The sequence below is a fragment of the Chryseobacterium sp. sg2396 genome, assembly GCF_042610505.1.
In the GTDB taxonomy this organism is placed as follows: domain Bacteria; phylum Bacteroidota; class Bacteroidia; order Flavobacteriales; family Weeksellaceae; genus Chryseobacterium.
Genome location: NZ_JBHGAQ010000016.1, coordinates 24,663 through 48,306, shown reverse-complemented (window position 1 = coordinate 48,306; position 23,644 = coordinate 24,663). Strand labels below are relative to the sequence as shown.

General features: G+C 40.6%; 23 protein-coding genes. 14 read left to right on the top strand and 9 right to left on the bottom strand.

The genetic code is table 11. The annotated features are described in order from the left end of the window. The first annotated feature begins 4 nt into the window (after positions 1 to 4). The 3 genes from ACED20_RS16160 to ACED20_RS16150 all read left to right on the top strand — a co-directional run bounded on the left by ACED20_RS16160 (position 5) and on the right by ACED20_RS16150 (position 3,039). Entirely contained in the window at positions 5 to 2,401 is a 2,397-nt protein-coding gene (locus ACED20_RS16160; protein ID WP_378105730.1) for a zincin-like metallopeptidase toxin domain-containing protein, read from the top strand. Beyond that, positions 2,398 to 2,703: a hypothetical protein gene (locus ACED20_RS16155; RefSeq protein ID WP_294222330.1), complete on the top strand. Its 306-nt coding sequence runs from the start codon at positions 2,398 to 2,400 to the stop codon at positions 2,701 to 2,703. Before ACED20_RS16160 ends, ACED20_RS16155 begins: the two co-directional genes overlap by 4 nt. Positions 2,704 to 2,808: 105 nt before the next feature. Beyond that, complete coding sequence (locus ACED20_RS16150) at positions 2,809 to 3,039, top strand: hypothetical protein (protein ID WP_294222328.1); 231 nt, start codon at positions 2,809 to 2,811, stop codon at positions 3,037 to 3,039. Positions 3,040 to 3,098: 59 nt separating this feature from the next. On the opposite strand, the gene murI is transcribed toward ACED20_RS16150, so the two are convergent. From murI to ACED20_RS16120, 6 genes are all read right to left on the bottom strand, one after another. After that, positions 3,099 to 3,929 (bottom strand): glutamate racemase, encoded by an 831-nt coding sequence (gene murI, locus ACED20_RS16145; RefSeq protein WP_294323119.1) that lies wholly within the window; start codon positions 3,927 to 3,929, stop codon positions 3,099 to 3,101. 63 nt (positions 3,930 to 3,992) lie between these two features. Further along, on the bottom strand, positions 3,993 to 5,657 hold the full coding sequence (locus ACED20_RS16140) for a S8 family serine peptidase (protein WP_294239261.1): 1,665 nt from the start codon (positions 5,655 to 5,657) through the stop codon (positions 3,993 to 3,995). Positions 5,658 to 5,810: 153 nt separating this feature from the next. Next, on the bottom strand, positions 5,811 to 6,920 hold the full coding sequence (gene hemW / locus ACED20_RS16135) for a radical SAM family heme chaperone HemW (protein WP_294318434.1): 1,110 nt from the start codon (positions 6,918 to 6,920) through the stop codon (positions 5,811 to 5,813). A 65-nt stretch (positions 6,921 to 6,985) separates the two neighbouring features. After that, complete coding sequence (locus ACED20_RS16130; protein WP_146942975.1) at positions 6,986 to 7,936, bottom strand: type IX secretion system membrane protein PorP/SprF; 951 nt, start codon at positions 7,934 to 7,936, stop codon at positions 6,986 to 6,988. A gap of 51 nt (positions 7,937 to 7,987) precedes the next feature. Next, positions 7,988 to 9,061, bottom strand: a complete 1,074-nt coding sequence (locus ACED20_RS16125) for an RluA family pseudouridine synthase (RefSeq protein WP_294220020.1) — start codon at positions 9,059 to 9,061, stop codon at positions 7,988 to 7,990. Positions 9,062 to 9,134: 73 nt separating this feature from the next. Continuing rightward, positions 9,135 to 10,217: a PASTA domain-containing protein gene (locus ACED20_RS16120; protein WP_294199713.1), complete on the bottom strand. Its 1,083-nt coding sequence runs from the start codon at positions 10,215 to 10,217 to the stop codon at positions 9,135 to 9,137. Positions 10,218 to 10,371: 154 nt separating this feature from the next. Between ACED20_RS16120 and ACED20_RS16115 the strand changes: the two genes are divergently transcribed. Genes ACED20_RS16115 through ACED20_RS16100 form a run of 4 tightly spaced genes read left to right on the top strand, consistent with a single transcriptional unit; the run spans position 10,372 to position 12,909 of the window. Next, positions 10,372 to 11,358, top strand: a complete 987-nt coding sequence (locus ACED20_RS16115) for a D-alanine--D-alanine ligase (RefSeq protein ID WP_294199711.1) — start codon at positions 10,372 to 10,374, stop codon at positions 11,356 to 11,358. Between the two features lie 5 nt (positions 11,359 to 11,363). After that, the gene (gene coaD / locus ACED20_RS16110) at positions 11,364 to 11,828 is read left to right on the top strand and encodes a pantetheine-phosphate adenylyltransferase (protein ID WP_294199703.1); all 465 of its coding nucleotides are present in this window, start codon (positions 11,364 to 11,366) and stop codon (positions 11,826 to 11,828) included. Between the two features lie 60 nt (positions 11,829 to 11,888). Further along, complete coding sequence (locus ACED20_RS16105) at positions 11,889 to 12,230, top strand: four helix bundle protein (protein WP_294199702.1); 342 nt, start codon at positions 11,889 to 11,891, stop codon at positions 12,228 to 12,230. Between the two features lie 46 nt (positions 12,231 to 12,276). Then, complete coding sequence (locus tag ACED20_RS16100; RefSeq protein WP_294199701.1) at positions 12,277 to 12,909, top strand: trimeric intracellular cation channel family protein; 633 nt, start codon at positions 12,277 to 12,279, stop codon at positions 12,907 to 12,909. Positions 12,910 to 13,377: 468 nt separating this feature from the next. On the opposite strand, the gene ACED20_RS16095 is transcribed toward ACED20_RS16100, so the two are convergent. Continuing rightward, entirely contained in the window at positions 13,378 to 13,947 is a 570-nt protein-coding gene (locus tag ACED20_RS16095) for a DUF2892 domain-containing protein (protein ID WP_294199699.1), read from the bottom strand. A 101-nt stretch (positions 13,948 to 14,048) separates the two neighbouring features. Then, positions 14,049 to 14,534, bottom strand: a complete 486-nt coding sequence (locus ACED20_RS16090) for a dihydrofolate reductase (RefSeq protein WP_294199697.1) — start codon at positions 14,532 to 14,534, stop codon at positions 14,049 to 14,051. A gap of 77 nt (positions 14,535 to 14,611) precedes the next feature. Here ACED20_RS16090 and ACED20_RS16085 point away from each other — a divergent pair, with 77 nt between their 5' ends. The 5 genes from ACED20_RS16085 to ACED20_RS16065 all read left to right on the top strand — a co-directional run bounded on the left by ACED20_RS16085 (position 14,612) and on the right by ACED20_RS16065 (position 19,211). Continuing rightward, the gene (locus ACED20_RS16085; protein WP_294199695.1) at positions 14,612 to 15,220 is read left to right on the top strand and encodes a LemA family protein; all 609 of its coding nucleotides are present in this window, start codon (positions 14,612 to 14,614) and stop codon (positions 15,218 to 15,220) included. Next, positions 15,220 to 15,651, top strand: coding sequence for a TPM domain-containing protein (locus ACED20_RS16080; RefSeq protein ID WP_378105719.1), 432 nt, complete (start codon positions 15,220 to 15,222; stop codon positions 15,649 to 15,651). The genes ACED20_RS16085 and ACED20_RS16080 overlap by 1 nt, the downstream gene beginning before the upstream one ends. Then, positions 15,632 to 16,441, top strand: coding sequence for a TPM domain-containing protein (locus tag ACED20_RS16075; protein ID WP_378105717.1), 810 nt, complete (start codon positions 15,632 to 15,634; stop codon positions 16,439 to 16,441). The genes ACED20_RS16080 and ACED20_RS16075 overlap by 20 nt, the downstream gene beginning before the upstream one ends. A gap of 366 nt (positions 16,442 to 16,807) precedes the next feature. After that, positions 16,808 to 17,329, top strand: coding sequence for an NAD(P)H-dependent oxidoreductase (locus tag ACED20_RS16070; protein ID WP_294199690.1), 522 nt, complete (start codon positions 16,808 to 16,810; stop codon positions 17,327 to 17,329). A gap of 4 nt (positions 17,330 to 17,333) precedes the next feature. Then, complete coding sequence (locus tag ACED20_RS16065) at positions 17,334 to 19,211, top strand: monovalent cation:proton antiporter-2 (CPA2) family protein (protein ID WP_345767202.1); 1,878 nt, start codon at positions 17,334 to 17,336, stop codon at positions 19,209 to 19,211. On the opposite strand, the gene ACED20_RS16060 is transcribed toward ACED20_RS16065, so the two are convergent. Continuing rightward, positions 19,212 to 20,030, bottom strand: a complete 819-nt coding sequence (locus tag ACED20_RS16060; protein WP_294229955.1) for a GIN domain-containing protein — start codon at positions 20,028 to 20,030, stop codon at positions 19,212 to 19,214. 513 nt (positions 20,031 to 20,543) lie between these two features. Between ACED20_RS16060 and ACED20_RS16055 the strand changes: the two genes are divergently transcribed. Continuing rightward, positions 20,544 to 22,685, top strand: a complete 2,142-nt coding sequence (locus ACED20_RS16055; RefSeq protein ID WP_294239274.1) for a M3 family metallopeptidase — start codon at positions 20,544 to 20,546, stop codon at positions 22,683 to 22,685. A 167-nt stretch (positions 22,686 to 22,852) separates the two neighbouring features. Then, a complete protein-coding gene (locus ACED20_RS16050) occupies positions 22,853 to 23,230 on the top strand; it encodes a YchJ family protein (RefSeq protein ID WP_294239277.1) in 378 nt (125 codons plus the stop codon). Positions 23,231 to 23,644: the final 414 nt, after the last annotated feature.

The following is a 23,644-nucleotide window of genomic DNA, read 5'->3' as shown; positions in this document are numbered from 1 at the left end:
AGAGGTGAATAAAGGATTTAAAGGTAATCAAAATCCGTTACAAGGAATTTCAGGATTACAGGCTTCGGAAAAAATCGAAATTAAAAATGATGAATATATTAACCTTACCCAATTACTAGGAGATCTAAGGTTAAGCTATAATGGAGGTAAAGGAAAATATATGTCTTATGTATTCAAGGAATATTTTAAGGATGTAGCACAAACCTATATTATGGACGGTGAGAAGCATATTAATCTTTCAGCAAAGCTTTATCTTAAAAACGGGAAGATAAAAGTTTCCCAACATTTAGGGTCAGATAGACCGCGTATGGAAGTTTTTTTTGATGAAAATGACAAGCTTACCTATTCTCTTACGTTTCGATTTGAAGACACTGGGCAGGATGCCATAGAACTGAGAACATCTTCTTTTATAGAATATAAAAATCTTTTACTTTATCTGGGATATGGAAATGTAGAAACAGATTATGATGCCTCACTGTTTTTTATCAGAGAATTCACACACTTCTTAGAAAGTTCTGCAAGAGCAGATGACTTATATAAAGTATATGGAGATTTGCCGATCGGTTTTATGATGAAGGTCCATCTTTCTACCGATGTCGTTATAAATCATTTGAAAATATTAACACAAGAAGACGATACCGGATGGTTTAGCTGGACAAAAGACACAACTTCACTTTTAATAAAAGTAATGGGAATGTTTAGAAAATTTCAGGAAGCAGCCGATTATTTCTGGAAAAACCCAAAATTGCTTGCTGAAATTTATAATAATCTGGATGGGTATTCGGAAGTATTGGGACAGCCTAAATCCAACCGTATCCTTTTTGCTTCCGTCCTCAATGTATTCGCGCAAAGAGATAGCAGTTCCAAAATGAAAACAACTGGAAATGCACTTCTCAACGGGAATGGCTATTTTATAGAAAGTAATATCCTGGAATTGAATGATACCCTTAATACGATTAAAGGAATTGTAAGTTTCGACTGGGATTTCGATTATAAGGATGCTATTTTTCTTCAACAGAAAAAAACAGTTACCAAAACCATCGAACAAAGAGAAACGGACGAATTCGGTAAAGGAGGAAGTACAGTTGAACAGACGCAGACATCATCTGAAAATGTGGACCCGGGTTATTTTTATCACCCCATGAATTTAGTTCATTTTACAGATAAAGAACAAGAAAAAGCAAGCCTGGTAACCGCTTTGTTTATAAAGGCGATCGCCGATGAGGAGGAATGGGCGGAAGTGATGGAGAATATCCGTATTGGCGGAGATATTTTTGCCATTATCGCCGGATTTGTGACGATGGGACTTACAGGTAATCTCTCTGTACTGGCAATTGCAGATCTCGGTTTGGCAAGCATTGATCTGGCGCTAATGAACGAAGATGTAAAAAATTGGGTTTCTGATTTGCCGGGCGGAAAATGGTTCGTGGAAAACTGGGATACGATATATGCTTTAATAGGAGCAGGAATTTTAAGTGTTGTGATGATTGAAGGAATTCTCACCCATGGTCCGGCTCTTTTGGAAACAATCAAGAATTTAAAGAATGTAAAAGGAAATTATCTTATTTTTACGAAGCAACTGGAGAAACTGGTAGAAGAACTTCAAGCGTACAGACTTAGAAATCCGAGCAACGTCATTGAAGAAGTGGTTCTGGCTGGTGAGAAAAACGGGCTATTAAAAAAGTTACTGAAGCCTCTCTTAGGTGCAGATGCTAATGTAGAATACATCCTGGAACAACTCGCCAAAAGAAAAATCTCAGTAAAAAAAGCTGGCGATAATCTGTATGAGATTTATTATAATGGTAAATTGGTTACGCTGGCAGATGCCAGTGAAGCAGGAGCTTTTTTGAAAGATAATTTTTGGAAGACGGAAAGGCAATTAGAAAAGGTTAGTAAAGAAAAACAGTTCAATTGGGTACAACTTTTTGATGATTTAGGAGGTAAAATACTTTATAAAGTAGAAATAGAGAAAATAAGAAAGCTACTTACGAAAAAAGGAATACATTTAATGTTAGAAACAGATTCTATTGAAATAAAATCTTTTTTTAAACCGGCGGATGGCTTTAATACGGCAGATGAACTTTTTAATTTTTTGAGTGAAAATAATATTATTGCGGGTGCTTTTAATCCTGAAACCATGCAGATAATTTTTACGAAAAACCCATCTGAGCTTACTTTTTTTCATGAAATGATGCATATACAGCATTGTGATGAAATTGGAATAGAAGCCTATCTTTTAAAGGATACATTAGAAAAAGAAACATATGTTTGGGAAAAAATTTATGAATCTAAAGAAAGATGGACTACAAAAGAATTGCAAGCTAGTTTAGATTATCTAAATGATATAAGAAAAGATGAATATGGTTTACCACCTTTACAAATTAAAATAATAAACAAATGATACAAACTAAAGAAAAAATTCTTGAAAAAACCCATATGATTATGAAGGATCTTCAAGGTAAACGGTATAAAGAAACCTGTGTTCGCAAAATTAATTTTCATAAGAAAAATGACACATTACATTCACAAGAATTAACAAGTGATGTATGGGTTATTTCATTAAATTCAATTTTTGATAAAATTGATTTTCTAACAGTCTCTGATGAAACAGGTGAACCTGTTTTTATTCGTCGCTTTAGCTATCAGGTTCAGGAAATTAAAAAAGATAGTAATGGAAAATATTATTTAGTAAAAGAAGATTAACATAATAATATATTTTAGCTTGTCATGAAGATGATAAAATGTTAAAATGCTGTAACAATTGAACATTCTAAATAAAAGACTAAAATAATTTTGCTTGATCCAATTATGATATTAAAAACACTGGAATTAATAAATAAAGCAAGTGGAAAAATTGCATTAAACAATTTAGAAATTTTATCAAACAAAGGACAAAATGAGCCTTTGTTTGGAGGGTACTTTATTCAACTGTTAAGACAAATGAAACAGGAAAGATTGATTGATTCGGATAAAAATGAATGGTATTTCTCCATTACGCAAAAGGGCTTGGATTATCTGAAAGAGCATGCAAAAGAATAGAGATTTACATAAATTTAATTAAAAAATAAAAGCTGTCTCTTCACGGGACAGCTTTGCTTTTATAGAACTTTCAATTCGAGATCGATGGTTTTTCCGAAAAATTTCTTCGAGATCTTTTCAAAGTTTTTCGTCAGATCCGAAAGGTAGAAATGGTAATTGGGATGGGGATTCTGATCGTTGAGAAGGTTGTACTTATCCAGGATAATTTTCAGATGATTGGCGACAATATTGGGCGAATCGATCACGCGGACCCGGTTGCCGTAATATTGCTTGATTTCATCAATTAATAAAGGATAATGGGTACAGCCCAGGATCAGCGTTTCAATATTTTTCAGCTTGCTGTTGCTGAGGTAATTGTAGATGATGGCATGGGTAATCGGATGGTTTTTGAAACCTTCTTCGATGGCCGGAACCAGCAAAGGGGTGGCCAGCTCATCTACTTTGATCCATTTATTATGCTTTCGTATGCTTTTCTTATACAAACCGGAATTTACCGTGGCTTTCGTGGCGATCACGCCCACATTGTTGTGAATCTCGTAAGACACCTTTTCAGCCACAGGATTGATCACGTCAATAACCGGTACTTTCCCCTCCACCGAATGCATCACTTCGTTCAAAGCATTGGCCGTTGCCGTATTGCAGGCAATAACGATGGCCTTACAGTTCTGCTGCAACAGGAAGTTGGTGATCTTGGTGGAATATTCGATGATGGCTTCCCTCGATTTTTCACCGTACGGAAGGTGCTTGGTATCCCCGAAATAAATAAGGTCTTCATGAGGTAGCAAACGCTTGATTTCTTTGGCAACCGTTAATCCGCCCACGCCGCTATCGAAAATCCCGATAGGCTGTTTGGGTGATAGGTGTGAATAATCCTGTTTTTTAGTTTTCAAAATCCTGATTTAATGACTACAAAATTAATTTAAATTTCATTATCTAAATTATCTGCCTCCCTACTATTTCACAAGTATTTTGAATATCTTGCTAAATTCTTTATTTTCAACGGTAAGCATATAACCTCCGGCAGGAATATCGTGAAGAGGAATAAGATTTTTCCCCTCAACGATATTCAGATTTTGATTATAAATCATCCTGCCTTCAAAACCGGATATGGTGATATTGGTACTCCCTTTCAGCTTTTTACGGTTAATAATTTCCAGATAACCATTTACAACAGGATTGATAATTCTCAGCTGATCTTCTTTCTCAATGTCCGAAGTATTGAGTACCACCGAATTCAGTGCCGCATAAGCATTGATCCTTCCCCAGCCGTGATATTTATCAAAGCCGGCCGTATCTTCAGCGGGAACGCCTTTCATATCTTCGGCAGTCAACTGGAGAATGTTTCTCACCTGTGCAGGCGTCAGTGTCGGTTTTTTCGATAAGATCAGCGAAGCAACTCCTGCAACCAGAGGCGTAGCTTGGGAAGTTCCGCCCCAGTAGGAGTTATAAGAAGTATTGGAATCGATGCCTAAGCCGTAAATATAATTCCCGGGAGCCACCACATTGATGTGATTCCCATAGCTGCTGCCGGAAGTTGAGCTCCAGAAAAACGGCTGTGTTCTTTTGTCATTGGCATCGGTAGATCCTACGGCAATCACGTTATCATACGCTGTGGAATAGGCTGCAGGATAATTAGCCACTTCATTATTGTTGTTCATCATACAGGCGACCAGCAGCACATTATTGGTTTTCATGTAGCTGATGGCATTCGCTATCAGGGAAGAAGTGGAGGATCCTCCGATGGACATCGATACTACTTTGGCTCCGTTGTCAACTGCATAGTACAGGCTGTTCGCCATGGCGGCGTAGGTAGCACTGTTGGAACTGTTCAGTACTTTCAGCGGCATGATCTTGCTATTCCAGTTAACACCGGCATATCCTTTTCCATTGTTGGCTATACTTCCGATGATCCCGGAACAGTTAGTTCCATGACCGTGGTCATCGGTCGGGTTGTTGTCATTACTTACCCAGTCCCAGCCACGGTAATCATCGATCAGTCCGTTTCCGTCATTGTCGATACCGTCGATGATCTCAACAGGTTTGGTCCAGACTCTGGCGGCAATATCTTCATGGGACATATTCAGCCCGGAATCCGAAACGGCGATAATCATATTGGGATTACCGGTTTCAACATCCCACGCCAGTTCCATATCCACATCGGCATCGGTGGCGGTGGTCATACCGGACGCAGAAAATGTTCCGTTATTATAGAGACCCCATTGCCTGGACAGGAAATAAGAGTCATTGGGGAAAGTGGAAAAAGTATCTGCTCCCTTCACTCCTGCGCCGTGGGCTATGTAATTCGGCTCCGCAAAATCGATGGCAGGGTTTTCTGCATAGATTTTCAGCACTGAAACAACATCTGTATCGCTGTTAAATTCCAGCAGCAAAGAAGTAGTGTCTTCAATCCTTCCAATCGGAACCATCTTTCGGATCACATTATTTTGATTCAGCTGATCTAAGCTTTGTATACCGGTGATATTTTTTGCCGCATCGAATTTCTGTTTGCTGAAGAATCCTTTTTTGATTTTGATAACAAGCTGATTCTTTTCAAATTCCTGAGCGTGGGATAGAGATAAAAGCAAAACGGAAAATACCGTTAGAATATTTTTTTTCATGGTTTCTAATGTTTAATTAGGTTTTCAGATTATGGGATAAAAGTAAACAAATACAGATCCCCCTGCAAACTTTACTATTAAACTTTTTATTAACAAGAAACCGATGGTCAAAAAATCTGTCTTTAAATGAATCTAAAAATTCAATTAAAAAATTTAAACCATAAACAGATCCGAGGCAATACCGTCTGCCATAAACCATTGCTTTTCAGGAATTTTCAGATGGTTGTTTTCAATGATGAGGATTTCTTCCTCAAGCTTCTGTTTGATTTCCCGCTGGAAATGTTCGAGGATCCTGTCGTTGAATTTTCCTTTTAAGTTTTCAAGGTCCACTCCCCAGATGGTACGAAGGCCAATCATGATCATTTCATTAAACTGGTCTTCAGCTGAAAGAATTTCCTCTTCTTTTGCCGGAAGATGAGCATTCAGTTTTTTAATATACTGCTGATTGTTGGCTATATTCCAGCTTCTGACATCGGATCCGTTGTAAGAATGTGCAGAAGGGCCTATTCCCAGGTATTCTTTATACTTCCAATACGAAGAATTGTGTCTTGAATAAAAGCCCGGCTTCGCAAAGTTGGAAACCTCGTAATGCTCAAAGCCATGATCTTTCAGGAAATCCGACAGGTAATAAAATTCTCTGTTCTGCTCTTCCTCTTTCGGACTGATCACCTTCCCTTTCGAAATCCAGTTTTCCAGAGCGGTTTTAGGTTCTACCGTCAAGGCATACGAAGAAATATGCGGAACTTCAAGGGCAATGGTTTTGTTCAGGTTCTCTTTCCAGATTTCCAGATTGGAGGTGGGCGAACCGTAAATGAGATCGATGCTTAAATTTTCAAATCCGAAATCCTGGGCCCTTTTAATGGAATCTTCCGCTTCATTGGCCGTGTGCGCCCGGTTCATCAGTTTCAAATCGGCTTCAAAGAAACTCTGGGTTCCGATGGAAAGGCGATTCACCGGGGAATCTGATAATCCTTTTAAAAATTCTTTATTCAGATCATCGGGATTGGCTTCTAAGGTTATTTCAATGTCCTTTTCGAAGCTGAAATGTTTCAATACCTCATCAATCAGGGATTTTATTTCGTCCGCAGAAAGGATGGATGGTGTTCCACCGCCGAAATACAAGGAAGATAAACTTTTGTTCTGCAGTTCATTTTTTCTGAGAACGATTTCCTTTTTCATCGCAGCCACCATGTCATCTTTAAAATTCAAAGATGTTGAAAAATGAAAGTTGCAATAGCTGCATTTCTGCTTGCAAAAGGGAATGTGAATGTAAATCATAAAAAAAGCCCTGAAAAATTCAGAGCTCAAATGTATTTAAATTAAATCAATTAATATCTATAACCTCTGTGGTTAATGAAGTTGTCGAAGTTGTATCCTAACCCGATCATGAAGCTGTTTCCTCCGTATTGCTGAATATCAGACAATCCTAAGTTATACGTTGCTCCGATCATGAATTTGTTGAATCTTACTTTTACAACCGGTGCGATTTGCAGCTGCTGGCTGTCGAATCTGTTCTGAACGGAACGGTAGCTTACCCCGAACGAGAAGGCATTGATATCGTTGAAGAACGTTGCCATTAAGTTGTAATCGATCGTTCTGGTTGAGTTCGTATTAAGGTTGATTAATGCAGACGGTGTGAAATAGATGTTATCCCCAATGTGCCAGTCGTATCCTAAGTTTAAGAAAAACTTGATCGGAGAAGGCTCACGTCCGTTTACGATCGCTTCGTCATTGGTAAGCGCGATATCGTTTACGGAAACTCCTGCGAAGATGTTTCTGTAAGTAGCCTGCGCCCCGAAGTTCGCATACGCCATGAAGATGTTGCTTTCGCTTCCCTGTAATAAAGGGTCAGAAGCATCCTGGGTATTAATCTTTGAATAATCAAAATTCATGTTATAGAAACTCACGCTGGTACCGAATGAGAACTGGTCTTTTCGGTCTCCTTCGCTGCTAAGAGGAATAAAATATGAAGCACCCGCCGTAATACCTCCGGCAGAAATAGGCCCGTTGCTGTCTCTGAATACAGATAAACCTGCCCCTACCCTATCGAAGATGTTCGCGTTGATCCCTACCGATTGTACGTTGGGAGACTCACTGAACTTCGAAAATTGCTGCTGATAGTTAAGATTAAGCTGCACATAATCGGTCTTTCCGTATTGTGCCGGGTTGAACAAAAACTCACCATCTAAAAGATATTGTTGATAGTACGGTAAAGTTTCTTGTGCTTTGTATGCATTTGACAAAAGAGCTAAACATACGATAGCATATAGTTTTCTCATAACAAATCTTGATTTCAATTCAACAAATATAAAAAAATTCTCAATATATTTTTAGTTTTCTAAATAATTTCTCCATTTTTTTACAGCATCCGCCATATCTTTCGGCATCGGGCTTTCAAAATATAATTCTTTCCTGGTGGTGGGATGTACAAATCCTAAAGTATGGGCATGAAGCGCATGTCTCGGAAGAATTTCAAATACGTTTTTGATAAACTGCTTATACTTAGGAAGATTCACTCCGCGGAGAGGCGTATGGCCTTCATACCTTTCATCATTGAACAGCGTATGGCCGATGTGTTTGAAGTGCGCCCTGATCTGGTGGGTCCTTCCGGTTTCCAGTTTACATTCTACCCAGGTCATGTATCTGAATCTTTCCAGCACTTTATAATGCGTTACGGCATGCTTTCCCTGGCTTCCGTCCTCATAGGTATGCATCTGCATTCTGTTTTTGGGATGGCGACCGATGTGGCCACGGATCGTTCCTTCATCATCCTGCACATTTCCCCAAACGAAGGCCCAGTACAGCCTTTTGGTTTTCCGGTCGAAGAACTGTTTGGCCAGAAAGCTTAAAGCAAATTCGGTTTTTGCGATCACCAATAGTCCGGAGGTATCTTTATCGATCCGGTGAACCAGTCCTACCCGGTCCAGATCCGACTTCTGTCCGTTCTGTTCGAAATGATAGGCCAGAGCATTTACCAGTGTTCCGTCCCAGTTTCCGAATCCCGGATGGACCACCATTCCGGGTTCTTTATCGACAACGATCAAATCATCATCTTCGTATACGATATTGATGGGAATGTTCTGAGGGATAATTACATTTTCTCTCGGAGGATGAGCCAGCAGTACGGAGACCTGGTCTCCCGGTTTTACGCGGTAGTTCTGTTTTACAGCCGTTCCGTTCACCACTACATTCCCCGCCCGGCAGGTCTGGGAAATTTTATTCCTTGAAGAATTCTGGCGGAAAATCAGTAAAAATTTATCGATTCTTAAAGGTTCCTGGTTTTTATCCACCGTGATATTAAGGTGCTCGTACAACCCTTTATTTTCCTCATCAATATCAATATTCCCGATACTGTTCTGATCTAATAGTTCTTCATCGAAAAAATCTTCGTTATCTTCTGCCATTTATTTGATCTTTTATACAAAAAGCTTCAACATAATGAAAGTTGAAGCCTGTATTCTTATAATAATTTAGAGATTATTCTATTACTAATTTTTTAGCCTTTGGCTTTTCAGCAGGTTTTGCCGTTGCCGTTGCAGGCTTGCTGCTGTTCGTTCCGGAAGCAGCACCGGATCCGCTTCCTGAGGAAGTGGTTTTGGGCCTGTTAGTTTCTGTTGTTGAAACAGCCGGTTTAGTATTGGTTCTTGACGTTTCCGTCTTCGGAGTTTCCTTTCTCGGAGCAGGCGGCACCGGTATGTCGGAACTCTGTTCTTCCCGTACGGGCATTTCCTGATACTGGATTGGCGGTAATGCCGTATCTACTTTCATTCGGTAGGTAGAATTCAGCTGTTCGATCTTCGCACTTAATTCTGCCAGGGTCTTTTTACTTGCCCAGAGGTCAATCTGCATGCCTTGGTCACGGACATCCCCTGCAGCCGGATCCTGATAATAAATCACATCGGATTCATCTTTGCTGCCGTCTTCATGATCCACGATTCCTACTTCAAACATGCTTCGCGCAATCACCTGTCTTGCTTCCTTCACTGTTAATCCCACCACATTCGGGATGGCTATATTTCTCATAGGCCCGGAACCGATTACCACGTCGACCGTGGAGAATCTCGCCAGCTTGGTCTTAGGTTTCACTTCGTTTCCGTTATAGAGGATCCGGATCACCGCATCTTTCTGAATACTCGGTTCGTAAATAGTATCTCCCACTTTTAATCCGACCTGCTCCAGTCGCTGGAAGGCAAGACCTGAATATTTATTGATTACATCCGGAACTTCTACTTTCGCCCATGTCCTCGGGTTCACCCTCAGCACAATGGCTCTGCCGTCCTTCACACGAGAACCCGGAACCGGATAGACCTGCAGCACCTGGAAAGGTCTGTATTTAGGATTATATTCAGCACTATCAACTTCATATTCCAATCCTGTATCATCCAATACTTTGATGGCATCCTGTACAGATTTATTGACAACATTCGGAACGGGAATTTCCTGACCGTGATGGGTATGATACTCAAGCCAACGGAACGTAAGCCAGACCAACCCCACAAAAACACCGATGGCTACGATCAAGTTCAGTAAAACTTTCCAATTGAAAAGTGATTTAAGCATACTTAAAATGACTATTATTAGACAGCAAATATAATTAATAATTTTAGAATGTCCTTTTTATTTAACACATTTCACTTTTGACCCGAATTTTTCCGGATTTGCATTTATCCGTTCTATAAAATGATTAAATTTGCCTTAACTGATACTAGACAAAATGAGCAAAAAACAAGTTGCCGTAGTAATGGGAGGCTATTCTGACGAATATGTCGTATCCTTAAAAAGCGGACAATTAATCTATGATTCTTTAGACAGAAATCTGTACGATGTATACAAAGTGGTCATCCTGAAAGATGAATGGTATTTTTTAGATGAAAACGATAAAAAACACGCCATTAATAAAGGGAATTTTTCTGTAAACCCCGATAATAATTCGACTTTAACATTTGATGTCTGCTTCAACATCATCCATGGAACTCCGGGTGAAAACGGGATCCTTCAGGCATATTGGGATGCGATCGGACAGAAATATACGGGCTGCGATTTTTACCAGAGTGCCCTGACTTTTAATAAAAAAGATACTTTAGCCGTCCTTTCAAAATACGGAATACCTTCTGCAAAAAGCGTTTACCTGAGAAAAGGAGAAGAAATTAATGTTGATGAAATCATTGGCAATTTGGGGTTACCCATCTTTGTAAAACCGAACCAATCCGGATCTTCCCTGGGGATTTCAAAAGTCAAGGAAAAGTCTGAATTACTGGCAGCAACGGAAATTGCCTTTAAAGAAGACGATGAAATATTGATCGAAAGCTTCCTGGACGGAATGGAAGTTTCCGTAGGCGTGATTGATTATAAAGGAGAAACCATCGTTCTGGGAATCACGGAAATTGTTCCCCAAAATGAATTTTTCGATTACGAAGCCAAATACGAAGGGGCTTCAGAGGAAATTACCCCTGCCAGAATCGACAATGCTACGAAGATCCGTGTTGAAGAAATTGCAAAAAGAGCATACAATTCTTTAGGGATGAGCGGCTTTTCCAGAAGTGAGTTTATTCTGATGGACGGCGTACCATACATGCTTGAAATGAATACCAATCCGGGATTTTCGCCGGCGAGTATCCTTCCGCAACAGGCAAAGATCTACGGAATTTCCATTACGGACCTTTGTGGAAACGAAGTTGAAAAAGCTTTATCTAAAAATTAAAACGTATGAAAATTGCTGTTTTCCCGGGTTCATTCGATCCGATTACTTTAGGACATTACGATATTATTGAACGGGCGGCCCCGCTTTTTGACAAGCTGATTATTGCCATCGGGCAGAATTCCCAGAAAAAATATATGTTTCCGCTCGAAAAAAGAATCGAATTCATCCAGAATTCCGTTGCCGAATTCCCAAATGTGGAAGTGGATTCCTTTGAAGGCCTAACCGTCGATTACTGTTTTGAGAAAAACGCGCAGTACATTATCAGAGGCCTTAGAAACCCTGCCGATTTCGAGTTTGAAAAAGCCATCGCCCACACCAACAGAACCCTTGCCCATAAAAAACTGGAAACGGTATTTTTACTGACTTCTTCCGGAAAATCCTTCATCAGCAGCAGCATTGTGAGGGAAATCATCAACCACGGCGGGGAATACGGACTTTTAGTACCGGACTCGGTAAGGGTGGAGAAATAAATATGAGTAATGGGCAATGAGTGATATTTTAATTAACGGATAATAGATAATCTTTAATGTATGGATTTTAATCAATTATTTAGATACAGGACAAAACAGTTTTCTATTGCCGTAATCAAATCTTTATCCCCTTTGCCTTATTCGGATGACCTTTCGATTATCAGATCTTCAACGTCCGTTGCTGCCAATTACAGAGTGGTTTCCAGAGCAAGGTCTGAGAAAGAAAAATTGGCCAAAATATGTATTGTTGTTGAAGAAACTGATGAAACCCAATTCTGGTTGGAGCTTATCGAAGAACTCGAATATCTGAGCCCTGAAAAAATCTTCCCGTTAAAACAGGAATGTGATGAATTGGTAAAAGTAATGACATCGTATAAATTTAAATTATCTCAAAATATATAAAGAATAGTTTTATTATTCATTACCCATTATTCATTACCTATAAAAAATGCACGAACAGTTCAATTTTGCCATAGAAGTCCTTGGAACGATCTCCTTCTCGATGTCGGGGAGTTTTGCAGCGATGCAGAAACGCCTGGATCCGTTTGGGGTACTGATCATCGCCTTCGTTACTTCGGTAGGTGGCGGAACCGTGCGGGATCTCTTGTTGGATATTCCGGTATTCTGGATGCATGACCTGCTGACCTGTGCCCTAATTATCCTTACCAGTATTTTCACCATGATCTTTAAATCGTTTGAAAAAAATTTCAGGGTAACTTTATTTATTTTCGACAGTTTCGGGCTTGGGCTGTTTACGATTATCGGGGTCCAGAAAGGGCTCAATGCCGATATCCACCCCCTGATCTGTATCGGCCTGGGAACGATTACCGGCTGTTTCGGAGGAATTATCCGGGACATCCTGCTCAACAGAATCCCATTGATCTTCAGGAAAGAAATTTATGCAACAGCCTGTATTGTGGGCGGTTCCATTTTTTTATTACTGACCCAGTTTACGACACTGACGTATACGGTAATCCAGGTATTTACCATCCTGCTGATCGTTTCAATCCGGACCTTAGCGGTAAAATACCACTGGCAGATCCCGAAATTCTACGGGTATGAGAATAATGCGGAGATGTAGTTTTCGTGAATTTGAAATCAGTCCCCGGATTAATTAGCTGGAAGAGGGATGCCGGGTGCCGGAAGTTTCTCTTGTCAAAAATACGGTCAGAGGTATTGTTAATCAGACGAAACATTCTGTCATGCTATCAAAGAGAATTCTATTAAAAAATCGGACTGAATTAACCTTAATTTTATGCAAATTTGAAATAGACCTGAGCTGATGGGTTGGAAGATGTATTTGGTTAAACCTCATAGGTTTTTAAAGCCTATGAGGTTTATAGCCCCGATAGCAGCGGCATCCTTTTTCTGTACCGGATCCGGCGCCGGCAGAAAAAGATACAGCGGACAGCGGGAATAAGCTCCTGAAAATCAATTCCGTGTAAAAATTAAAGCTCTGTTGATCAGATCTACCTGGACTGAGGCCCGACAAAATAAAAAGCATCTGAAATCATTCAGATGCTTTTTATTTTTTTATTTATTCCTTTTATTAAGAGAATTTCCCCCGGTTTCTCATATTGGGATTGTGCATGTGTTTCTGCATGGTCGGCATTTTCAGCTGGTCTTTCATCATTTTGATCTGGTCGGTCATCATTCCGGCACTGTCCAGTCTTTTGGCTTCATCCAATAACTTCTGCCCTTCCTGTCTTCTGCCTTTGGAGATCGCTGCAGCCGCCAGATTCAGGGTAGCCATTGCTCTGTCGTGTTTCATGTTCAGGCCGTATTCCAAAGCTTTTTTCATGAAAGGCTCCACTTTCGTCGGATGATCCTGTGCATTGGTTAATCCCATCAGATAATGGTAATACCCGTACTGGGTTTTATGAAGCTGTGCTTTGTAATCCGTAATATTTTTAAGCCATTCTCCGGCCTTTTCCATGTTCTGTTTCCTCAGCTGCCAGAAGGCTAAAAGGATGTATTCGTTTTTAAAGAAAATAAGGATAGGCAACGCTGCTAATAGAAAAACAACAATTCCCCAGCCCAGACTTCTTGTAAAGATCATCAGGTAAAGTCCTGAAAGGATAAGAACTGCCGCAACGGCAATTTTTATATATTTATTCATTATTAAAATTTAGAAGTGCAAAGATAATAAATTTCAGGTTCAATGTTTAAGGTTCAGGATCTAAAGTTTTTCGTTAAACTCTTAACGGATTACTTCAAACATTAAATCCTTTCATAAGTCTGAAAGCAGAAATCGTGCTCATGCTTTTCATCTTTTTCATGACAAACTTCGTCGGTCTTTTTCCAGACTTTAGGATCGATCTTTGGAAAATAAGTATCCGCTTCAAGTTCTGCTTTCACGACGGTTACCTCAAGCCGGTCTGTGATATCCATCATTTGTTCATAGATCTTCCCGCCACCGATGATAAAAATTTCCTCATCTATTTTTTTGGCGAACTTTACGGCTTCCTTGATGCTTCCTACGATAAGAATTCCCTCCTCAAACCAGTCGGTTTTCCGGGACACGACAATATTGGTACGGTTGGGAAGCGGTTTTCCGATGCTTTCGTATGTTTTTCGTCCCATGATCACGGGATGTCCCGAAGTGATCTCTTTAAAGTGTTTCAAGTCTCTCGGAAGATGCCAGAGCAAACGGTTTTCGAAACCGATTTCATTCTTCTCTCCCATGGCCACCACAATTGTTGTCATTAAAATAAATTTTTACAAAATTAGCACATAATTTGTATATTTGGTTAGCACGAAAAATATTAAAAAAATTTCAAACTATGAAAAATAAAGGTTGTCTGAGCGCAGGAACGATCGGTATCGCCCTCCTTATCATTGTCGCTGTCCTTTTCTTCTGGGGCAAAAGCGGATACAATAATTTCGTAACGAAAGAACAGAACGTTAATACCAAATGGTCCAACGTAGAAACCGTATACCAAAAAAGAGCAAACCTGATCCCGAATCTGGAAAGAACGGTAAAATCCTATGCTAAATTTGAACAGGAAACCCTAACGAAAGTAGTAGAAGCCCGTTCCAAAGCAACCTCCATCAACGTTGATCCTACGAATATGACGGAGCAGGATCTTGCTAAATTCCAGGCAGCACAGGGTGAGCTTTCCGGAGCTTTAAGCAGATTAATGGCCGTCGTAGAATCTTATCCGAACCTTAAAGCAGACCAGCAATACATCAATTTCCAGAGAGAATATACGGCAATTGAAAACAGCATCAGAACGGAAACCGTTTATTACAATGCCGCGGCTCAGGATTACAATACTTCCATCAAAACATTCCCGAATAATATCCTGGCAAACTTCACCAACTTTAAAGAAAAACCTTATTTCAAAGCGGAAGCCGGGGCCGAAAAAGCACCTGAAGTATTCTCAGAATAATGGCAACTCCTTTCCTGACAGATCAGCAAATCGCTTCCCTCGTGGAAGCCATCCAGTCGGCGGAAGAACATTCTACCGGAGAAATCAGGGTGCATATTGATACGAATACGGATGAAGATAATGCCAAAATTGCATTTAAGGTTTTTGAAGAACTGTGCCTGAATAAAACGGCAGAAAGAAACGCCGTACTTTTTCACATTAATTTTGAGCGGAAATACCTGACAATCATAGGAGATTCCGGCATTCATGAAAAGGTCAACCAATCTTTCTGGGATCACCTGCACGACTACATTACTTCTGAATTTGCAAAAGGAAATTATTACAAAGCTTTAAAAAGCGGGATTCTTGAAACCGGCCTGGAACTAAAAAAATATTTTCCCGTAACAGGGGAAAACCATAACGAGCTGCCTAATGAAATTACGTTCTCTTAACATAGTTTTTTCATTCTTATTCATTTTCTTCTACAGTTTTGTAGCGGCCCAATACACGGTGCCCCAAAAACCGGCTGTTCTTTATCCTGTTTTCGACGAAGCCAACCTACTGAAACCACAGGAAAAAGAGGCGCTGAATAAAAAGCTGATTGCCTTTGCCGATTCTACTTCAACCGAGATTGAAGTGATCATCATTCCCTCCACCAAAGGGGAAGACGTGAATTTCCTGGCGACGATGTTCGGGGAAAAATGGGGCATCGGTAAAAAAAATGTAGACAACGGAATTGTTTTCCTTATAGCAACTGAAGATCATACCATGTCGATCCAGCAGGGAAGAGCGGTTGAGCAATATCTCACGGCCTCCGTTGCAGGACAGATCATTGATTACATCGTCACTCCTCATTTTAAACAGGGAGAATGGTATGAAGGCATCAATCGTGGAACCTCAGCGATTATGGAAGCCGTTCAGGGGAAATTCAAGCCTCTGAACAATCAGGAAAACAGCGGAGACGGCAGCCTGACGAAAATTATCATCATCGCTTTTATTATTTTCATCCTTCTGACCATTCTTTTCGGAAACAAGGGAGGCGGAAAAGGCGGCGGCGGTGATGACGACGATGTCATTATTTCCAGAAGAGGCCGCAGGAATTACCCCGGCGGATTCTTCCCTTTCCCGGGCAGCTTCGGCGGTGGATTTGGTGGAGGAAGTTCGGGTAGCGGAGGCGGAGGTTTCGGAGGTTTTGGCGGAGGCGGAAGTTTCGGAGGCGGTGGCGCTTCGGGAGGATGGTAGATAGATTAATATTCACCTCTTATTCCCAATGCTTTTCATTCTTAAACAATCTAAATACGAATTTCCATGCTATGTTTTAAGAACGCTATCGGGTTACAAAAAATTGTTTTGAATTTAATCTAATGTTTTGCTTCATCTTTGTCTTGTTATAAGAAATCTAAACACGAATCTTTATAAGCTGCTTTCTAACATCTTCCTTTTTCATTGATCTCAGGATTATCCAATATGATAAAAAAGCAAATTTCCAATCATTAATCCTAATTTATATTAATACAAATCCCCGATTTCAATATTAAAAATTAATAAACATGCCCGAATCCTGTTTTTAATTCAAAACTTTTTCATTATATTTACTAAAAACAGGTTATGAAGAAGACATTGGTAGTTTTTGCACACCCCTATCTGGAGCATTCCAATTCGAATGCAGAGCTTATCAATTTTTACGTCCGACATCAGCATTTTACCCTTCGGGATCTCTATGAAGAATATCCTAATTTTCACATTGCCGCTTTTCGGGAAAGGAAGAGGATCAGGAATTACGAACGTTTCATTTTCCAGTTTCCGCTGATCTGGTTCGGAACGCCACCCCTTTTAAAATTATGGATCGATGAAGTCTTCGACCGGGACTGGCTGAAAGAAGGGGAATATAATCCGCTGGAAGGCAAAGAAGTCTATATCCTGGTAACCACCGGCGGAAAAGAAAGATCTTTCAGCAAAGAAGGCACTTATAAATTTACCGTTGAAGAGCTGATCAGCGGGCTGATCGTTTCCCTGAATGTCTTTAAAGTAAATATAAAAAATATAAAAATCGTTTACGAAGCGAATAAGCTTTCAAAAAAAGAAATCATTGCACACAAGAAGCAGTTTGTAGAACTTCTCAATCAATAAAAATATGGAAACAAGCTTAGCAATGAATACCCTTATTTTCTTAGGCGTTGCCATCATTATGGTTCCGCTGGCAAGAAAATTCGGGTTGAGTTCCGTCATCGGATATATTGCGGGCGGAATCATTATCGGGCCGTACGTCCTTAAACTGACGGGGAGGAATGTAGATGATATTATGCATGCCAGTGAGTTCGGTGTGATTATGCTGCTTTTCCTTGTAGGACTTGAACTGGAGCCCCGGAAATTCTGGGAAATGCGGAAAAAGATCGTCGGTCTTGGTATGACGCAGATGCTCCTTACCATTTCCCTGCTCTTCGTTGTTTTCCTATGGGCAGGATGGAAAGTGGATAAGGCTGTGGCCGTTGCCATGTGTTTTGCCCTGTCTTCCACCGCCATCGTTCTGCAGACCCTGCAGGAAAAGAACAACCTGAATACGCTGGCCGGTGAAGCTTCCTTTTCTACGTTGCTGTTTCAGGATATTGCCGTGATTCCCATCCTCGCCATTCTGCCGCTGATGGCTCATCATAAGGTCAGCAGCAACGACAATGAAATCCATGTCATTATCCAGAATCTTCCGCAATGGATGCAGTTTGCGACGGTAATACTCGGCGTTGCTTTTCTGATTTTACTGGGAAGATATGTTTTCGTCCCATTTCTGAGATATGTATCAAAATCAGGAATGACCGAACTTCTTACCGCTTCTTCCCTGTTCCTGGTGATTGGCGTTTCTGAACTGATGATTGCCATCGGCCTTTCTCCCGCACTGGGAGCCTTTCTTGCGGGGGTTATGCTTGCCAACAGCGAATTCCGCCATGAACTTGAAGCACAGATCGATCCGTTCAAAGGATTACTGCTGGCCGTATTCTTTGTCAGCGTTGGTTCCACTCTGAACTTTAATATTATTGCAGAAGATCCTCTTTTTATTTTCAGCACCGTTTTCGCTGTGCTGGCCGTAAAGTTCTTTGTACTCTATATGATCGGAAAGTTCTTTAAGATTGATACGCCACAAAGCCTATTTTATGCTTTTGCACTTTCGCAGGTAGGAGAATTTGCTTTTGTCTTAATCAATTACGCGTCCAATCTTTATCTGCTGAGTTCGGAATTAAACGCCCAGATGATGGCGGTTACTGCGATTACCATGTGCATCACTCCTTTTTTGCTTATTATTAATGATGAATTCATCACCCCGAAATTCATTAAAGAAATACCTGATGCCGATAACGATTTCAATATTATGGATGGCAGTATCCGACAGAAAAAAATTATTATCGTCGGTTTCGGGCATTTCGGAAGCACGGTGGGCCGGCTATTAAAGGCCAACAAAATTCCGGCAACGGTTCTGGACCGGGATTCGGACCGGGTGAAGCTGCTGAGAAGCTATGGCTTTAAAGTATATTACGGTGATGCCACGAAAATTCCGACCCTTCGCGCTGCGGGAATTGAAGAGGCGGAAATCCTGATCCTGTGCCTGGACGATCCTGAAGACAATAAGTTTATTGCGGATGTGGTGCGGGAAAATTACCCCAACGTAAAAATCTTCGTCAGGGCCAAAAACAGAATTGATGCTTATGAATATTTGAACAACGGCATCAATAATATCTATCGTGAAACCCTGGGAACAGCTGTGGATATGGCTGTGGATGTGCTCCATGAAACCGGTATGCGGAAATATGCCGCGCGCCGTCTGGGACAGAGGTTCATGACCATTGATAAGGCTTCCATCCGAAAATTGGCAAAATCTGAGGACGATGACGAAATCCATCTGTTTACCACCAAAGAAATTCTCCAGAGAGAAGAAGAATTACTGGCTTACGACAATCTGAATTTCAACAATAAGCAATGGGAAGACTCATCAATGGACGATGAAGAGGATAATGAAAGCTGATTACCGGATATTTACGCTTCCGCCGCTGCTTTCTTCTTTGATGATATTGGTTACATTTCCTTTTTTATAAACGCTGAGACTTCCCCCGGAAGATGCTTCTGCCTGGATTGAAGAAGACGCGCTGATATCTATGCTCGCTCCGCTGGAAGATTCCGCTTTCAGATTTTGTGCAATTACATTTTTTGCTGAAATACTGCTTCCTGAAGAGGCACTCACTTCCACATTTTTAGCTTTTCCGGAAAGTTCGATGCTTGCAGCGGATGAAGCTTCCACATCCAAATCTACTGCCCATATTTTACCGTCGAAACTTCCGCTGCTGTCGATGGAAATATCAAAATCATTGGCTTCCAGATCACCGGAAACCGATGCCGAACTCGAAACTTCCACTTTCATTTTATCCTGTACGAATTTATCTTTAATGGTAATACCGGCCGCAGAATTGGCATTCAGCTTTGAAAAGTCTCTGGTATAAATTTTTGCGGAAACTTTATGGGTATTCATCACCCTGATTCCCGGCTTGTAATGGATGTGCAGTTCGCCGCCGCTGTTATCCACCAGAATCTCATCAATAATATTCTGGGGAGCAGAGATAACTACTTTTTCGACATCTGATTTGATAACTTCTGCAGATATAGACTGGGAAACTTCTATCTCGTCGAAATTACCCGTCACTGTTTTTTCTCTCATCGGGCCATTGTCTTTGCTGACCACTTTTTCCACCCAATTGTTTTTTTCCTGTCCGCGGTTGTTTCGGTCGTGTTTTTCACAAGATGCCAGCATCAAAAAGGCCGAAAGAATAAAAATAGTTTGCGGTTTCATGTTTATCGATTTATTTGATTAATGTGTTATTATTTAGTAACAACTAAGGTATAAAAAATATTACATCTGCCTGAATAATTATATAACCGAAGTCATAACAATGATTTTTCAGATCAAGTTTTTCTATAAAACAAAAAAGCATTAAAAACCGACCACTTATATTACAAACCGGTTTCAGCGATCGGATTTATCTTCATCACGTTATTCTGGGAGCCTTCGAACTGGTTGCCGTCTTAATGTCCCGGAAATCAACACCTGTACTCCATATATCAAAGCAGGTCTGATTACCTTCAGCGCTGAATAAACCTCACAGGTTTTGAAAACCTGTGAGGTTTGATGTAACTGCCGAAAATATCTTTCATTTTGATATTCAATAGATTACAGATTACTTTTATTCCACTATAATCTGCAACTTTAATTTCTTTCAGGAAACTTAATTTCTCCAATTCCGTCTTCCTGCTGTTATGATAACCTAAGTTTTTAATATCTTTATACTTTATTAATAAATAATTTATGAAGAAGATTTCATCAGTATTATTAATTTCTGCATTAGCATTTAATCAATCCTGTACAACAATGAAAACCACCGATAACACCCAGGAAGTTCCGGTACCGGACGCTTCGCTTTCCTCCAATCCCCTGATGAGGAAAAGCAGCCTTCAGTACGAAGCTCCCGAATTTGACAAAATTAAAAACGAACATTTCAAGCCTGCTTTTGATTTTGGACTAAAACAGCATGACGCCGAAATTCTACAGATAGCGAACAATCCGCAGGCTCCTACATTTGAAAATACCATTGTCGCCCTGGAAAAAAGCGGCGAGGTTCTGAAAAGAGCGATGATCGTATTCTCCAACCTTACGAGTGCCAATACCAATCCTACCCTACAGGCACTGGACGAGGAATACGCTCCGGTTTTTGCCGCCCATTCCGATAAAATGTATCTGAATGAAAACCTGTATAAAAGAATCAAGGCCATTTCTGAAAACGGGCTGGATTCTGAAAGCAAAAGACTGCTGCAATATTACAAACAAAACTTCGAAATTGCCGGAGCCAATCTTTCTTCAGCAGACAAGGAAAAATTAAAGCAGATCAATCAGGAGCTGGCTTCCCTGTCTACCCAGTATTCCAATAAATTGCTAGAAGCCAGAAAGCAGGGCGGTGTATTTTTTAACGATGCCAAAGAACTGGACGGACTTTCTCCAGATGAAATCGCAGCAGCAGCAAGTGATGCAAAGAACGCCGGAAAACCGGGACAATACCTTTTGGCTTTACAGAATACTACCCAACAGCCACTTCTGCAAAGCCTGAAAAACCGGGCTACACGAGAAAAACTCTTCAAAGCATCCTGGATGAGGGCTGAAAAAGGTGATGCGAATGATACCAGAGAAACCATTGGAAAGCTGGCAAATTTAAGGCTGAAAAAAGCCCAGGTTTTAGGGAAGACAAGTTTCGCAGCGTGGAAACTGCAGGACCAGATGGCCAAAACACCGGAAGCAGCAACTAAACTCATGAACCAGATTGCGACGCCAGCTGTGGAAACAGCAAGACGCGAAGCAAAAGATATCCAGGATCTGATCGACCAACAGAAAGGAGGCTTCAAAGTAGAGCCCTGGGACTGGAATTTCTATTCCGAGCAGGTAAGAAAAGCCAAATTCGATCTGGATGAAAGCCAGATTAAACCGTATTTTGAAATTACCACCGTACTGGAAAAAGGGGTTTTCTTTGCTGCCGAAAAATTCTATGGACTGACCTTCAAAAAAAGAACGGATCTTCCGGTTTACCATCCGGATGTCGTAACGTATGAAGTTTTCGACCACGACGGAAAATCTTTGGCCATTTACTATCTGGATTTCTACACGAGAGATTCCAAAAACGGCGGAGCCTGGATGAGCAACTTTGTGGAGCAATCGTATCTACTGGGAACAAAACCAGTGATCGTAAACTGCTACAATTACCAGAAGCCGGCTCCGGGAAAACCATCGCTGATTAGCTATGATGATGTTTCAACGATTTTCCATGAATTCGGGCACTCCATTCACGGGATGTTTGCGAGCCAGAAATACCCATCGCTTTCCGGAACCAACGTACCGAGAGACTTCGTGGAATTCCCTTCCCAAATCAATGAACACTGGGCTTTGGATCCGGTCGTATTGAAAAATTACGCGTTGCATTATGAAACCAAGCAGCCGATCCCGCAATCGCTGGTCGATAAAATCAAGAAAGCAGCAACCTTTAACCAAGGCTATATGACCACCGAATTGGTATCTGCTGCAGAGCTGGATATGGATTGGCATACGGTAACCGATGAAAAACAGCTGATTCCGGTACTGGATTTTGAAAAACAGTCATTGGCCAAGCATGGATTTACTTTAGCTACCGTTCCTCCGAGATACCATACGCCTTATTTTGCCCATATCTGGGGCGGAGGATATTCGGCAGGATATTACGCATACCTCTGGTCTGAGACCCTGGACAACGATGCCTGGGAATGGATTAGCAAGAATGGCGGCCTTACCAGAGAAAACGGCGACCGTTTCAGAAAATACATCCTCTCCGTAGGAAATTCCGTAGACCTTAACCAGGCATTCCGGGATTTTACGGGACATGATCCGGACATCAAGCCTTTATTGAGAAACAGAGGTTTTATTAAATAAATTTTGAAAAGCATTCATTTTTTGGATGCTTTTTTTTATTGAACATACATATTAAGTTTTAGCTAAAGCCGATGAAATCTTTTATCTGTGAAAACGGACTTAAGTAAGTTCCTATTGATAGTATATAGAAAAATATTCGTGTACATTTGTGTTAAAAAAAGAAAACAATGAATTGTCCCTGCTGTTCCGGAAAAACTTACGAAGACTGCTGCAAGCCTTACCACACCGGAGAGAAGAATGCGCCAACTGCCGAAGCCCTGATGCGTTCAAGGTTTTCTGCCTTTGCCATTCCGAATGGCGATTATCTGATGGAAACCACCTTTCCCGGTAAAAGAAAATACCACAACCGGAAAGATTTACAGGAATGGGGAGAAATCAATACCTGGACAAAACTGGAAATTGTCAATAAGCCTAATACCAATAAGGTTGAGTTCAAAGCGTATTACAAGGATGAAGATGGGGTACTGCAAATCCACCATGAACTTTCTACTTTCAAAATGATTCAGAACCGCTGGTTCTATGTGAGCGGCGTATTTTTAGATTAGATTTCTACGGATGGTGTAATTGCTCCCCCAGATGGCACGGATTTTCACGGATGATTGAGATTAATAATAACACATAAGTCACAGAGAGTATTTGATAGCTTGAAAATATTTCAGAGCACATGAGATAAAAATCAAAAATTTTTAAAAACTTTTGTGCGCTTTCTACAGCATGTATATCTTTTGTAACTTTTGTGGTAAAATTCTCCCGCAGATGGTAAGGATTTTCACGGATGATAACGTAGCTTTGAGTGCCTCAGCCACCGGATAGTATTACCGTAATACCAAAAAATCTTTGATTTTTTTTGTGTTCTGAAATATTCGCCAAAAAGGAAACTAAATTCTTCTGTGACTTATGTGTTAGAACTTTGTGGTAAACTTCCACGGTTAGATTGAAACCACAGGTTTACACAAAAC